This is a genomic window from Halorientalis brevis (assembly GCF_042678165.1).
Lineage (GTDB): Archaea > Halobacteriota > Halobacteria > Halobacteriales > Haloarculaceae > Halorientalis > Halorientalis brevis.
Genome location: NZ_JBHUDJ010000014.1, coordinates 564,005 through 578,493, shown reverse-complemented (window position 1 = coordinate 578,493; position 14,489 = coordinate 564,005). Strand labels below are relative to the sequence as shown.

Annotated in this window: 12 protein-coding genes; 11 read left to right on the top strand and 1 reads right to left on the bottom strand. The window is 67.7% G+C overall.

Annotated features, from left to right (window positions below; translation table 11 throughout):
* The 8 genes from cbiG (at nucleotide 1) to ACFR9U_RS19375 (ending at nucleotide 6,809) form a co-directional block, all read left to right on the top strand.
* On the top strand, nucleotides 1-993 hold the full coding sequence (gene cbiG / locus ACFR9U_RS19410; protein WP_247378798.1) for a cobalt-precorrin 5A hydrolase: 993 nt from the start codon (nucleotides 1-3) through the stop codon (nucleotides 991-993).
* 173 nt (nucleotides 994-1,166) lie between these two features.
* Nucleotides 1,167-2,066: a precorrin-3B C(17)-methyltransferase gene (locus ACFR9U_RS19405; protein ID WP_247378797.1), complete on the top strand. Its 900-nt coding sequence runs from the start codon at nucleotides 1,167-1,169 to the stop codon at nucleotides 2,064-2,066.
* Nucleotides 2,067-2,069: 3 nt separating this feature from the next.
* A complete protein-coding gene (cobJ, locus tag ACFR9U_RS19400; protein WP_247378796.1) occupies nucleotides 2,070-3,041 on the top strand; it encodes a precorrin-3B C(17)-methyltransferase in 972 nt (323 codons plus the stop codon).
* A 3-nt stretch (nucleotides 3,042-3,044) separates the two neighbouring features.
* Nucleotides 3,045-3,290 (top strand): ferredoxin, encoded by a 246-nt coding sequence (locus tag ACFR9U_RS19395; RefSeq protein ID WP_247378795.1) that lies wholly within the window; start codon nucleotides 3,045-3,047, stop codon nucleotides 3,288-3,290.
* The gene (locus ACFR9U_RS19390; RefSeq protein WP_247378794.1) at nucleotides 3,290-3,970 is read left to right on the top strand and encodes a cobalamin biosynthesis protein; all 681 of its coding nucleotides are present in this window, start codon (nucleotides 3,290-3,292) and stop codon (nucleotides 3,968-3,970) included. Before ACFR9U_RS19395 ends, ACFR9U_RS19390 begins: the two co-directional genes overlap by 1 nt.
* Entirely contained in the window at nucleotides 3,967-5,199 is a 1,233-nt protein-coding gene (locus ACFR9U_RS19385) for a CbiX/SirB N-terminal domain-containing protein (protein ID WP_247378793.1), read from the top strand. The genes ACFR9U_RS19390 and ACFR9U_RS19385 overlap by 4 nt, the downstream gene beginning before the upstream one ends.
* Before the next feature lie 22 nt (nucleotides 5,200-5,221).
* Nucleotides 5,222-5,593 carry a DUF3209 family protein gene (locus ACFR9U_RS19380; protein WP_247378792.1) on the top strand — a complete coding sequence of 124 codons (372 nt, stop codon included), beginning with the start codon at nucleotides 5,222-5,224 and terminating at the stop codon, nucleotides 5,591-5,593.
* Nucleotides 5,586-6,809 (top strand): outer membrane protein assembly factor BamB family protein, encoded by a 1,224-nt coding sequence (locus tag ACFR9U_RS19375; RefSeq protein ID WP_247378791.1) that lies wholly within the window; start codon nucleotides 5,586-5,588, stop codon nucleotides 6,807-6,809. Before ACFR9U_RS19380 ends, ACFR9U_RS19375 begins: the two co-directional genes overlap by 8 nt.
* A gap of 61 nt (nucleotides 6,810-6,870) precedes the next feature.
* On the opposite strand, the gene ACFR9U_RS19370 is transcribed toward ACFR9U_RS19375, so the two are convergent.
* The gene (locus tag ACFR9U_RS19370; protein ID WP_247378790.1) at nucleotides 6,871-9,018 is read right to left on the bottom strand and encodes an ATP-binding protein; all 2,148 of its coding nucleotides are present in this window, start codon (nucleotides 9,016-9,018) and stop codon (nucleotides 6,871-6,873) included.
* 34 nt (nucleotides 9,019-9,052) lie between these two features.
* Here ACFR9U_RS19370 and cobN point away from each other — a divergent pair, with 34 nt between their 5' ends.
* Genes cobN through ACFR9U_RS19355 form a run of 3 tightly spaced genes read left to right on the top strand, consistent with a single transcriptional unit; the run spans nucleotide 9,053 to nucleotide 14,464 of the window.
* Nucleotides 9,053-12,988, top strand: a complete 3,936-nt coding sequence (cobN, locus tag ACFR9U_RS19365; RefSeq protein ID WP_247378789.1) for a cobaltochelatase subunit CobN — start codon at nucleotides 9,053-9,055, stop codon at nucleotides 12,986-12,988.
* The gene (locus ACFR9U_RS19360; protein WP_247378788.1) at nucleotides 12,978-13,697 is read left to right on the top strand and encodes a precorrin-8X methylmutase; all 720 of its coding nucleotides are present in this window, start codon (nucleotides 12,978-12,980) and stop codon (nucleotides 13,695-13,697) included. Before cobN ends, ACFR9U_RS19360 begins: the two co-directional genes overlap by 11 nt.
* Nucleotides 13,694-14,464, top strand: coding sequence for a cobalt-precorrin-7 (C(5))-methyltransferase (locus ACFR9U_RS19355; RefSeq protein WP_247378787.1), 771 nt, complete (start codon nucleotides 13,694-13,696; stop codon nucleotides 14,462-14,464). Before ACFR9U_RS19360 ends, ACFR9U_RS19355 begins: the two co-directional genes overlap by 4 nt.
* Nucleotides 14,465-14,489: the final 25 nt, after the last annotated feature.

The window sequence follows — 14,489 nt, the reverse complement described above, 5'->3', positions numbered from 1 at the left end:
ATGAGTACGGACACCGACGCGGAGACGGACGCGGACGGGAACGAATCGAGCGGCGGCCACTGTTCCACGCCCGACAGCGACGGGGAGGTCGCCGAAGAGATCGCCATCATTTCCTTCGAGCGAAAGATGGACACGGCGGAGGAAATCGTCGCTGACATCGGCGACCGTTACGAGTCCATCGACGTCATCGAGTACCACGGCGACGTGTTCGCCGAGCACTGGGGCGAGTACGACTGTTTCGTCGGGCTAATGGCGTCGGGAATCGCGATGCGCAAGACGGCGCCGCTGCTGGACGACAAGTGGGACGACCCGGCGATCGTCGTCGTCGACGAGGAACTCACCTGGGCGATCCCCATCACCGGTGGCCACCACGGTGCGAACCAGGTCGCACAGGACCTCGCGTCGATGGGCGCTGTTCCGGCCATGACGACGGCGTCGGAAGCGGCGGGCAAGCAGGGCGTCGAGGAACGAGCGAAGGCGCTGGACGCCCACGTTGTCAACGGCGACTCGACGGTCGCGACGAACCTCGCCGTGCTGGACGACGAACTCGGCCCCGTCGAGCGACTGGACGGCCCGCGGGCCGTACTCGTCGGCGACGACGTGACCGTGTTGAAGCGCAACAGCGACGACGGCGTCGTCCTCGGAACCGGAAGCGTCTCCGGCGCGAAGAAAGACCAGTTCGTCTCGGCCTGGGAATCTGCCCTCGAAGGTACCGAGTACGAGATGGACGACGTCGAGTTCGTCGCGACCGGCACGCGCAAGGAAGACGAGGAGGGATTGCTCGCTGCCGCCAGCGAACTCGGTCTCGGTGTGATCGCCTTCCAGAAGGAGACTCTAGAAGAGTTCGAAGGGCCGTCGCCGTCTCGATCCCGGGAACTCATCGGCTGGCCGGGCATCGCGGAGGCGAGTGCGATCGCTGCCGGCCGATCCCACGAACTCCTGATCGAGAAGACACAGTACGACGACGCTGTGACGGTCGCCGTCGGGCGCTGATGCACGGAACACCGTCGCCGGTCTCTGGACGGTAATGCAACCGAGATTGTTTTAATACAAACCAAATTGTTTTATTGGTTCGTGCGTACCACTGCGTATGGACCGTCTCATCGGTCAGTCGGATCGAGAACTCGAACGACGCCGGTATCGTCAGCGAAGTAGTGGAGGGAGCGATGTGCGCTGCCGAGGGTGACGGCGAGGCCGGAACGCTCTACGTCGTGGGAATCGGGCCGGGGTTGCCACACGCGATGACCCAGCGAGCGAAAGACGTCGTCGCGACGGCGGACTGCGTGATCGCCTCGAACCTCTACCAGGAGTTCCTCCGGCGCGACGGCACGCTCCCGCCCGAGGACGCGGCCGTCGAAACCGCGGCGACGGACGGCGGAGCGGCCACGGCCGGCGACGACGGGACCGTCCTCGAACGGCCCGACGGAACCCGACAGGCGCTCGTCCGCTCGACGATGGGGCGGCAGGTCGAACTCGCACGGGAGGCGTTCGAGCGCGTGCGAGCAGGCGAGGACGTGGCGCACGTCTCCGGCGGTGACCCGAACGTCTACGGGAAGTCGGACCTGCTGTTCACGATGGCCAAGGCGGACGGCGCGACGGACGTGCCGATCGAGATCGTGCCCGGTGTGACCGCAGCGCTGGGTGGCGCGGCCAACCTCGGCGCACCGCTCTCGAACGACTTCTGTACGGTTTCGCTCTCTGACAAGTGGCGCGGCTGGGACGAAATCGAAGAGAAGCTTCGCGCCGCTGCGATCTCGGGATTCGTGATCGTCCTCTACAACTGCTGGCGCGACTACGAGCGCGCGATCGAGGTCGTCCGCGAGGAGCGCGCCGACGACGTCCCGGTCGCCATTGTCAACGACGCCGGTCGCGGTGACGCCGGCCGCAACGTCGATGGCGAGACGCACACCATCACGACGCTCGCCGAGGTGACCGACCACGACGAGAAGGTCGGCGGGATGGGGTCGTCCATCCTGATCGGCAACCACGAGACGGAGGTATGGGCGAACGACCACCGCGAGTTTCTCGTCACCCCGCGCGGCGGGCGTGACGTCGACGATTTCTGAACCATGAGTACTGACGAGACCACCAACGAAGCGAGTACAGACACCGAAAGCAAATGTGGCGGGAGCGAGGCGACCCCTGACACCGATTCCGAATCGAAGTGCGGCGGATCGACCAGCGAGTCCAGCGGCTCGAAATGTGGCGGGTCGACCGACGACAGCGACGAGGAGGAAGTCGGCGCGACGGTCGACGACTTCGACGCAGACCCCGGCCAACTCGTGGCCGTCGGTCTCGGCCCTGGCCAGCCCGAAGGCATGACCGACCGCGCGAAGACGGCGCTGGCGAACGCCGAACACATCGTCGGCTACACGACGTACGTCGAGTTGCTCCCCGACGAGATCACCGACTCGGCCGAGGACATCTACGACACGCCGATGTGCGGCGAGGTGTCCCGAACCGAGGAAGCGATCGACCGCGCGCTCGCCGGCAACGACGTCGCCATCATTGGTAGCGGCGACCCGAACGTCTACGCGCTGGCGGGCCTCGCCCTGGAGATCATCGAGTCGAAGGGCGCGACCGCGACGATGCTCGACTTCGAGGTGGTGCCGGGCGTCCCCGCAGCCCAGTCCTGTGCCGCCAGAGTCGGCGCGCCCCTGGTGAACGACACCGTCTCGATCTCGCTGTCGGACCACCTGACGGACATGCCGACTATCGAGTCGCGGCTTCACGCGGCCGCCAAGGAAGGGTTCACGATCGCGATCTACAACCCCTGGAGCCGGAAGCGCCGGGACAACTACGAGAAGTGCTGTGAAATCCTGCTGGAACACCGCGACCCGGACACGCCGGTCGGCGTCGTCCACGCGGCGGGCCGCGAGGACGAGGAAGTCGAGATCGTCGAGCTCCGGGACCTTCCGGAACTCGGCGAGACGGACCTCGTCGACATGACGACGACGCTGTTGATCGGGAACGAGGAGACCTACGTCTGGGACGACAGGATGGTCACGCCGCGTGGCTACGAGACCAAGTACGACTACTGAGCCATGTACGAGGTCACCATCGACAGGGACGCCTGCGACGGCGTCTTCGCGTGTCTCGTCCGTGACGGACGGTTCGTCGAGGCCGACGACGGCACTGCCACTATCGACGAGGACGCCGACGCTGTGACCGAACGGCGGACGGAGGCCGACGAAGTCACTGTTTCCTTCGAAGGTGACGATATGGTCGACGACGCCCGTCAGGCAGCGGCGGCCTGTCCGCTCGACGCGATCACCGTGGAGGAGTCGTGATGTCGGTCGAAACTGGCATCCCGAGAGACCTGCTGTCGAGCCATTCGGAGACGGCGTACTTCTGGGGTCGCGTCGTCGGCGACGGTGACCTGGGCGAGGACTGCGTCACCGTTCGCACGACCGACGAGACTGCCGCGAGACGCCTGGCGGCCATCGCGGGTGCCGAACAGGTCGACAAGCGCATTCGCGAACGCGAGTACGCTCACGACACCGCGCTCACGCGTACTGAGGAACAGTACACCGTTCAGGTGTTCGGCGACCTGTCTGCGCGGGCCGCGGCGGCGTTCGGCCTTCCGCGGGACGGACAGCCGGGCGGCTACCGACTCGACGCGTTCACCGACCACCGCCGCCAGTTGCTTCGCGGCCTGCTGGAAGGCTGCGGCACGATCTGTTTCAAGCAATCGTCGGGGACTGTCGGACTCTCGTTCGTCGCCGACGACCGCGCGCTCCTCGACGTCGTTCAGCGACTCCTGGAGGCGACGCCGATCGACGCACCGACCGAAGAGATCGCCGAGACCTCGTCCGGCGGGTACTGGTTCGGCGTGGCCGACGAGGCGGTGCCGACGGTGGGCGACTGGCTCTACGACGGGAGCGAAGAGACCGGCCTGTTCGCGCCCTCGCGCCGCCGAAAACTGCGACAGAGCCTCCAGCAGGCCGAATCGTACGACGTCGATCCATGAGTCGTAGCACCCCAGGACCCGAGAGCACGGTCCCGTTCGACGACGAAGCCGTCCTGCTGGTCGGGCACGGCTCACGCCGGGAGAAATCGAACGACCAGGTCCGCGACCTCGCGGCCGCTCTCGAAGAGCGACTCGGCGTTCCCGTCGACGCCGGCTTCCTCGAACTTGCAGCGCCGACGATCCCGGACGCCATCGCTGGACTCGCCGGGACCGTCTCGGAGGTGACGGTCGTGCCGCTCTCGCTGTTCGCGGCGAGCCACGTCAAAAACGACGTGCCCCTGGCAGTCAAGCGCGCCCGATCCGAACACGAGGACCTGACGGTCAACAACGGAGCCCACCTGGGCATCCATCCGGCGCTGATCGATCTGCTTGACGACCGCGCGGCGAGCGTCGAAGCCGACCTCGGCGTCGACCGCGACGCCGACGACGTCGTCGTGGTCCTCTGTGCCCGCGGCTCGAGCGACCCCGATGCCAACGGCGACGTCCACAAACTCGCCCGGCTACTCGACGAAGGACGAGCGTTCGAACGCGTCGAACCGTCCTTTATCGGCGTGACGGAACCCCTCCTGGACGAGACGCTACACACCGTCGCCAAGCGCCGGCCCGACGCCGTCGTCGTCCTGCCGTACATGCTCGGCGACGGCGTCCTGACGCAGCGAATCCGCGACGGCGCGGCGACGTTCGACGACGAGTACCCCTACGTCGACGCTGGTGCCGGTGATCCCCTCGGGACCGACCCCCGACTGCTCGACGTGCTGGGCGACCGCTGGCAGGAAGCCCGGACCGGCAGCGTCGAGATGTCGTGTGACACCTGCAAGTACAAGGTCGAACTCGACGGCTACGAGGAAGACGTCGGCGGGGCGCGTGCGATGCTCCGGGCGCTGACCCACCAGGAGACACACGCAGACCGGGAGAACGTCGACGACGACCCGCACGTCCACGACGCCCCCGAGAAACACGTCGCCGTCTGTACGAACCAGACCTGCGCGGCTGAGGGCGCGCCAGCCGTCATGGAGTCTCTCAGACAGGCAGTCCGGGACTCCGACGAGTGCGACGCTCGCGTCACGCGCTCGTCGTGTCTCGGCCGCTGCGGCGAGGGGCCGATGGTCGCCGTCTATCCCGACGGCGTCTGGTACGGCGGCGTCGACGCCGAGGACACCGACCGCATCGTCTCGTCCCACCTCGACCGGGACCGCATCGTCAGCGACCTCGTCGATCAGACGCTGTAATACGGATAAATACATCGCATACATGAGCTGTGACGAAATCGAAGCCCTTCGACTGGGCATGATGAACGCACTCGGAATCGGAGACGAACAGACGCGCGAACACGCGGAAAAAGAGCTCGAAGGAAGCCTGGAGGGACCGATCGAAGCGCTGGCCCACGCCCAGACGCTCCCGGAGATCGAGCGCCATCTCGACGCGGCGCTCATCGACCTGGAGGCGGAAGTCGCCTCGATGGACCCGGACGACCCGGCGTACGATTACACCCGCGGACGACTCGTGGCCGTCCGCGACGCCGAGCGGGCCGTCCATCGCCTGACCTCGCAATCCGAGAGCGTCCTGACGGGACTCGGCGAAGCGCACCACCACCTCCACGAAGCCTTCCCGGTCGATGAGTAGTCTCGGCCACCAGTGCGTCGATCTCGGTGAGATCGAACCGGCGGGATCGCGGCATCTCGGCCGACGGTCAGCAGTGCTCCTGACCGACGAGCAGATCGTCGTCGGCACCGCTACCGGTGACGTCGTGTCGTTCGATCGGACTCTCGACGAACAGTGGCGGGCTGACTCCGACGAACCGAGCGGCAGCCTCGTTACAATTAGTGCTCTCGAAGGCAATATCGTCGCCGGCGAGCGCGGACCTGCCGGCGCGGTTCGATGTTACGATGCAGCGACGGGCGAACGCCGCTGGCGGTACGAGACGGCCACCGACCTCGGTGCGGCCCAGACCGAGACGCGGTTTCTGTTGCCGTTCGTCGCAGACGTCGTCACCGACGGTGACTCCTGGTACGTCGCTGCCCGCCGGTACGAGCGAACCGACGGCGACCGTCAGTTCCGCAGCGTCGTCTACCGGTTCGATGCGGACGGGAGCGTCGCGTGGCGGTACGAGACGGACGCTTCGCCGATCAGTCTCGACGTGAGCGGTGATCGGTTGGCGATCGCCTACAATCGGTGTCCGGGGACCCACCAGTGCGGACTGGTCGTCCTCGACGCGACGACGGGGGCGGAACGTCTCACCTGGGACCCCGGGACAGACGGGCAGCGCCGCGTCGGTGACGTGTCGCTCGTCGGCGACGACGTCGTCGTGGCGAGCCACGGTGACTACCACGGCTATCGACTCGACGCTCGCGGCGGCGAGCGCTCGCGAATCCCGCTCGCGACCCCCGAGTCCGTCGACGGCGAGACGGTCTACGCGTATCCGAACCACGTCCACGCGACCGACGCCGGTGCCGTCTTCGTCACCGGCAACACCTATCCCGCCGAGGGACGCGAAACCGAGGTGCGCCACCCGAACGAACACACTGCCGTCGGCGTCGCGCCGGACGGCTCCCAGAACTGGCGCGAGTCCGTCGGTGGGTTCGCGACCGGGATCGGAACGAACGGGGACCGGCTGGTGGTTCCCGGCGCCCAGCACTTCCGCGATCGCGACGCTGACGCGCACGGCTTCTGCGTGCTCGATCTCGCTGACGGACTCGTCCGAGCAGTCGACACTGACGGCGTCGTTTCGGCGGCGACGCTGCGCGACGGGCTCGCCGCTGCGATCGAAGAGCCGGTGGCCTATCACGACGAGGAGCGACGGCGCGGCCGCTATCGACTGCACGTCGAGTCCCTCGGCTAATCGCTCGTTTTTGGCGACCGGACTGGTGCGTTAAGTCGCGACTGCCGTCGAGCGGTTCGACTCAGCGTCTGTCGCCGACTGCCACGTCGAGTCGCTCCGCCGAGAGGGCGCTCAGCGGAATGCGGTCGCCGTCGGTCGCGTCGGTGATGATGTCGGTGACTCCGGCGCGGTCTCCGTCGCTCGCGTCGACGACGACCACGTGCGCGCCCTGTTCGGCGAGGGCACTCGCAGCGGCTCGCGTCTTCGCCGTGGGGCTCCCCTCGGCGACGTTCGCCTTGCCGTCCGTGACGAGGACGACGACGCAGCTGTGGGGATTCGCGCGGTCGATGACCTCGCTGGCGGTTCGCAACCCGTCGGGAAGCGGCGTCCGGTCACCGGTCGGGAGGTCCTTGAGGTGACGCGCGGCGAGCGTCACGCTGTCCGTCGGCGGGAGCACCACGTCGGCACTGTCGCCGGCGACCGCGACGAACCCGACCTCGTCGCGCTGCTGGTAGGCGTCCTTGAGGAGTTCGAGAACTGTTCCCTTGGCGGTCCGCATCGCCGGCCGCATGGACGCGCTGGCGTCGACCACGAACAACACGAGCGCACCGGCGTCGCTGGCACGGACCGATTGGCGGAGATCACGCGTCTCGACCCTGTCGCTGCCGCGTCGAGCGGCGGTTCTCACCGACGCAGCGGCGTCGATGGACGACGTGCCGTCAGCAACTGTCGTTCGTACTCGGGGACCGTCGTTGTCCGGGTTCGGTCTCGACTGCGCTCGCGCTCCGTCAGTGCCGTCCTCTGCTGCCCCGGTCACGTCGATGTCCGGTGCCGCGCTCTCTCCGATACCGACGCGCTCCTGGCCCGGGACCAGCGGCGTCGCGGGGTCGGCGTCGTCGGCTGAATCGCCGGTCTCTCGACCGTCGTCGCGCTGTTCGCTGTCGGCCTCCGCGCCGTCACTCTCGTCGCCGGTCGCCCCGGTAGAGGCGGACTGCTCTCGGTGCTCGTCCGTCCGCTCGCCAGATTCATCGGTCGGTCGGTCGGCGTCGCCGTGGCCCTCGTCTGGCTCGCCGGCTGCGTGCCCCTCCCCTCCGCGGTCGCCTTCCGGTTCGTCTTGGCCGTCAGGTTCGCTGCTCTCCGTCTCGTCGTCTCCGTTATCGTCCCCGTCAGGGCGGTTCCCCGACTCATCCTCGGTGTTCCCGTCCTCGTCGTCGTCGAAGTGATCCGCGATGGTCTCGGACGGATCGGGGGCGTCCTCGAACGGACGCGACTGGAAGCGGTGGGGCAACGCCAACTCCGCGGCTCGGCGGACGTCGGATTCGATGACTTTCGTTCGTTCGTCGAGAGCGGCCAGCGTCCGGGCGGTTCTCGCCGTGGCGATGTCACCGCGGTGGCCGTCGATCCCCGCGTCACGGCACAGGTGCGCGATATCTTCCGTGAACTCATCGGGGAGTGCGACGGCGTCGAGTCGGTCTCGCGCCGTCCGGAGCCGTTGCGCGGCGTCGCCGTCGACCGAACGCTTCTCCCCGGGCCCGTCGAGCGCCTGTTCGATGATCGCCACCCGGTCGTCGACGTCGTCGCACCCCGTGACGGTCGTCTGAAGCGCGAAGCGGTCTTTGAGCTGTGGACGCAGGTCGCCCTCCTCCGGGTTCATCGTTCCCACGAGCGTGAACTCGGCCGGGTGGCTGACGCTCATCCCGTCCCGTTCGACGCGGTTGATCCCGCTTGCCGCCGCGTCCAGAAGCACGTCGACGAGATGGTCGTCCAGCAGGTTCACCTCGTCGACGTACAGGATGCCGCGGTTCGCGCGAGCCAGCAATCCCGGCTGAAATTCACTCTTTCCGTCGAGGGCATCGCCGACCGAGAGGGTGCCGACCACCCGGTCTCTCGTCGCCCCGAGCGGGAGCGTGACCAGGGGAACCGGCCGTTCGGTCACTGGCGGGTCCTCGCGGCCGCGGCACTCTTCGCACTGGCTGTCGGCGTCCTTGGGATGACAGCCGTACGGACAGTCAGCGACGGCACGCTGGTCGGGGAGGAGGTCCCTCAGTGCTCGGACGGCCGTCGACTTCGCCGTTCCCTTCTCGCCGCTGACGAGCAACCCGTCGATGTCGTCGTTGGCCGCCACCACGAGCAACGCCTGCTTGAACTCCGCCTGGCCGACGATCTCGCCGAACGAGAGCGCCTGCGTCCGGCCCTGCGAAGGTTTTTTGCCGTCGCCGAATACAACCATAGTTGCGTTAAGACAATAGAGGTTTAACAACGTTATGCCGAAGCTTGGGTTATATACGGCGACGGAGAACGAACTGGGAGCCGTCCAGCGAGCGGCGACTGAGGTCGACGTGGACCTCGTCGTCCGCTCGGAGGGGGACATCGACGACGGAACCGACGTGGACGCGTTCGTCGACGAACTCGAAGACGCCGACGCGGTCGTCCTCTGGCTGCACGGCGGGGAGGACAGCATGCCCGGCTACGACCACGCGGTCACACGACTCGCGGACGCGGGCGTCCCCCTGGTCGTCAAAGCCACCGGCGACGCCTTCGCGTTCGAGGACACGACGGTCGCAGACGCCGATCGCGAGCGCGTCTCCGAGTATCTGGATCGCGGCGGGACGAGCAACATCGCCAACTGTCTGCGGTATCTCGCCGACGAGTACAGCGACGCCTCGCGCTCGTACGACGATCCCGTGACGCTGCCGACCGAGGGCGTCTACCATCCGGACTATCCGGCCGCGAGCTACGAGGAACTGGTCGAGACCTTCGAACCCGACCAGCCGACGGTGGCAATCTGGTTCTACGAGTCCCACTGGACGCACGAGAACACGCGATACGTCGACGCGCAGGTCGAGGCCGTCGAGTCGCAGGGGGCCAACGCTCTCCCGATCTTCTGTAATCCGGCGACCGACGAGGACGGGCAGTGGGACGCCGAGACCGTCACCGAGGAGTGGCTGCTCGACGACGACGGCAGCGCGCGCGTCGACGCCGTACTCTCCTCGTTCATGTTCTCGCTCTCGATGGACGAACGCGGTCGCAGCGCCAGTGACGAGGGCACCTCTGCCGAAGACGTGTTCCTGGATCGACTCGGCGTGCCCGTTATCCAGACCGTGACGACGATGCGCTCGCGGTCGCGCTACGAGTCCAGCGACACCGGCGTGATGGGCTTCGAACTCGCACTGTCCGTCGCCCTGCCGGAGTTCGACGGCAACGTCGTCACGCACCCGATCAGCGGCAAAGAGCGGACGGCCGACGAGGCCGACATCGGGAGCGCTCCGAAACAGCACTTCCCGATCGACGACAGGGTCGACCACGCCGCCCGGCTGGCGGTCAACTGGGCACAGTTGCGTCACACCCCGAACGAAGACAAACAGGTCGCCGTCGTCCTCCACAACTATCCGCCGAGCGACGACGGTATCGGAACCGCGTTCGGGCTCGACAGCCCCGAAAGCACGGTCAACCTCCTGGGCGAACTCGGCGAGCGCGGGTACGACTTGGACGACGAGTTCCCGGCGGACGGCCAGTCGCTCGTCGAGCAACTCACCGCCCAGCTCACCCTCGACGACCGCTGGGTCGCGCCCGAAGACGTCCGCGAGCGCTCGGTCGATACCGTCGCGCCCGATCAGTACGCCGAGTGGTTCGATCGCAAGGACGAACGGTTCCGGGAGCACGTCGTCGACGAGTGGGGCGACCCGCCGGACCGCCCGTTCGCCATCCCCGGCGTCGAGTTCGGCAACGTCCTCGTGACCGTCCAGCCCCCGCGCGGGTTCGGCATGGACCCCTCGAAGGTGTACCACGACTCGGACCTCCAGCCGCCCCACGACTACGTGGCCTTCTACGGCTGGCTCCGGAACGTCTTCGAGGCCGACGCCGTGGTCCACCTCGGGACCCACGGCTCGCTGGAGTGGCTCCCCGGAAAGACCGTCGGGCTGAACGGCGAAAGCGCGCCCGACCAACTCATCGAGGATCTCCCGAACGTCTATCCGTACATCATCAACAACCCCGGCGAGGGAACCCAGGCGAAACGGCGCTCCTACGCGGCGATCGTGGACTACCTGACGCCCGTAATGTCGAACGCCGGCACCTACGACGACCTCGCCGAACTGGAAGAACTGGCCGACCGCTACCGCGAGGCCGGGATGGAGGACGCCCGGAGCGACGATGGCCAACAGCTCGAAGACTTGATCCGGGAGAAAGTCGCCGACCTCGACCTGGCCGTCGAATTGGGGATCGCCGGCGAGATAGCCGAGAAAGCCGACGTTCGCGGACCCGACGAAGCCGGCACGACACTCGCTGAAGGAACTGTCGAGGGCGACGACCTCGCTATCGACGACCTCGTCGAACGCATCCACGAGTACCTCACGGACGTCAAGACAACGCAGATTCGCCTGGGGCTTCACACGATGGGCGAACCGCCGGCCGACGAGCGCTTGGTGGAGTACCTCGTCGCACTCACGCGCCTGGAGAACCCCGGCGCCCCGAGTCTCCGTGAAGCCGTCGCGGGCGTCCTCGGCGTCGACTACCAGCGCATGCTCGACGAACCCGGGACCTACGACGAGGACCTCGGAATGACCTACGCCCAGGCGGCCGACGAGGTGTACGAGACGAGTCTCGACCTCGTGACGACCCTGGCCGACCACGGCTTCGACGTGCCCGAGAGTGAACTCGACGGCGGGGACTCGGAGGTGAACATGAACCTCCTCGTCGTCGACATCGACCCGCTCGGTGACGCTCGTGCGAACTCCGGTGCCCACGACGACCTCCGCGAAGTCCTCGCGTTCATCTGCGAGGAGGCCCAGCCACGCGTCGCGGGAGCCAGCGAGGAGATTCCGCGGACGGCAGACGCGCTCGCGGGCGAGTACGTCCCGCCCGGCGGCTCGGGTGCGCCCACGCGCGGCGGCGTCGATCTCCTGCCGACGGCCCGGAACTTCTACACGCTCGACCCCCGGAAGGTCCCGGCCAAGAGCGCCTGGGAGGTCGGCAGTGAGGTCGCCCACGGCGTCGCTGAGCGTCATCACGACGAGGAGGGCGAGTATCCCGAAGAGATCGGCGTCGTCGCCTGGGGGACGCCGACCGTGCGCACGCGGGGAGAGACCATCGCCCAGGTGCTCGCGCTGATGGGCGTCGAACCGGTCTGGACCGACGCCGGTCGCATCGACGACGTGGACCCGATTCCGCCCGACGACCTCGGACGCCCGCGAATCGACGTGACGACGCGCGTCTCCGGGCTCTTCCGCGACGCGTTCCCCCAGGCCGCGAGCGTCGTCCACGACGCCGTCGACGCGGTCGTCGACCTCGACGAGGCCCACGAAATGAACTACGTGAAAAAACACGTCGAGGAAGACGCCGAGGACCTCGAAGCCGAGGGCATGGACGCGTCCGAGGCCGAATCCGCGGCGAAACACCGCGTGTTCACGACCCGGCCGGGCGGCTACGGCGCGGGGACGAACAAGGCCGTCGACGAGGGCAACTGGGAGGACCGTTCGGACCTCGCGGACGTCTACGTCCAGTGGGGCGGCTACGCGCTCGGGTCGCGCGGGACGGTGTCAGAAGCCCACGACGCCTTCGAGCGCCGGCTCGGGAACGTCGACGCGACGGTCAAGATCGAGGACACGGCCGAACAGGACGAGTTCGACAGCTCCGACTGGTACGCGTTCCACGGCGGGTTCGTCTCAGCCGTCGCCGAGACGGCCGGCGAGGAGCCGGCGTCCTACGTCGGCGACTCCTCGGACCCCGACAACGTGGACGTGTACACCAACGAGGAGAAGGTCCGGAAGGCGATGCGCGCCCGCGTTCTCAACCCCGAGTGGCTCGATTCGATGGAAGAACACGGGTACAAGGGCGCCGGCGATCTCTCGACGACGGTCGACGTCGTGCTCGGCTGGGACGCGACGACGGGCGTCGTCTCCGACACGCTCTGGGAGGACGTTGCGGACCGATACGCGTTCGACGCCGACCGGCAGGACTGGTTCGAGGACGTGAACCCGTGGGCGCTGGACTCGATCACCGACACGCTCCTGGAGGCGATCGACCGCGGACTGTGGGACGCCGACCAGGCGACGGCCGACAGGCTGCGGGACGTCAACCTCCAGGTCGACGGCGAACTGGAAGGACGTGCGACGCGCGGTGTGAGCGGAGCGAACGGCACGGACGAGCGAGCGGCCGAAGGCCGCGAGCAGGACGAAGAGGTGACTTCAGATGACGACTAACCGAGACGACGCGACCGACGAGACCGACTTCGAAGCGTACGCCGACCTCGGCGCGACGACCGAGAACGCGATGGACATTGCGGAGACTTCGATGGATCGGGTCCGCGAACTCGTGCCCGACGAGACGCTGGCGGACCGCGTCCGTCAGAAGTCCGTCCACGCGACCGGCGACCCCGAGTTCCAGCACCTCGTGCGATTCTCCGGTGGGACCGACGAGGACCAACCCGTGGTCGCCGGCGCGCATGCGGTGCTGGACGAGCGGCCGATCGTCACCGACATCACGATGGTCAAAGCCGGCGTCACCGGTCGCGGACACGACTGCACAGTGCGAAAGGCCATCGGCAACGGTGCCGAACTGGCCGCCGAGACGGGCATGACCCGAACCGCGGCCTCCGTCCTGGAACTCGACAAGGAAGGGGTCTACGACGACGCCATTGCCGTCGTGGGCAACGCCCCGACGGCGGCGCTCGCGCTGGCGGACTGCATCGAGGACGGAACGCGGCCCGCGGTCGTGGTTGCGACGCCGGTCGGGTTCGTGAAGGCAGCGGAGAGCCGCGAGCGCCTCCGGACGGTCGCCGACGAGCACGGCGTGCCAGCCATCACGAACGTCGGCCGCCGAGGCGGTAGCGGACTGGCCGCCGGGCTGACGAACGAACTCGTTCACGTGGCGAGTGACGCCCGAGACGGGGAGGTCGAACTACCGGAATGACCGACACCGAGAGCGACTACGACCTGGATTCGGGACCGGACCCGGCGACGCTGGCGGCGAGCGCTCCGGAGCCCGAGGAAGACGGCGGTCCACGCGTCCGCGCCGTCGGCATCGGTCCCGGCAACCTCGACTTCTTGACGCCGCGCGGTCGTCGGGCGATCGAAACGGCGGACGTCGTCGTCGGCTTCGAGACCGTCGTCGAGTTCGTCGCGGACATCACCGACGCAGAGCTGTTGACCTGTGGGTACCGGGACGAGGCCGACACCCTCGCAACGTTCGCCGAGCGCGTGGCCGATGGCCAGCGCGGAACGGCCGTGTTGATGGGCGACCCCAATCACTCCGGCTATCAGTTCGTCGGGAAAGTCGAAGCGGTCGTCGACGACCCAGTCCGCGTGATTCCTGGCATCTCCTCGCTCCAGATCGCCGCCTCGCGTGCGCGGACGCCCATGGAGGACAGCGAGTTCGTCACGCTCCACAAGAGCGGCGACCTCTCGCCGGACCTGGCGCGACTCCGGGACGCCGTCGGTGATCGGCACCTGCTCGTGCTTCCGCGACCGTTCGACCTGATGCCCGGTGATCTCGGTGCCGAGTTGCTGGATGCGGGCGGGTCGGCCGACCTGGAAACGCTGGTTCTGGAGCGGCTCACGCACGACGGCGAGTCGATCACCCGAACGAGTTTGGGTGAACTCGCCGAACACGCGGGTGGCTCCGATCCCGACGACTCGCCGTTCTCGGATCTCTCCGTGCTGGTCGTGCGAGCGACGTGAGGGTCCGAGCGGCGTCTTCGCCGCG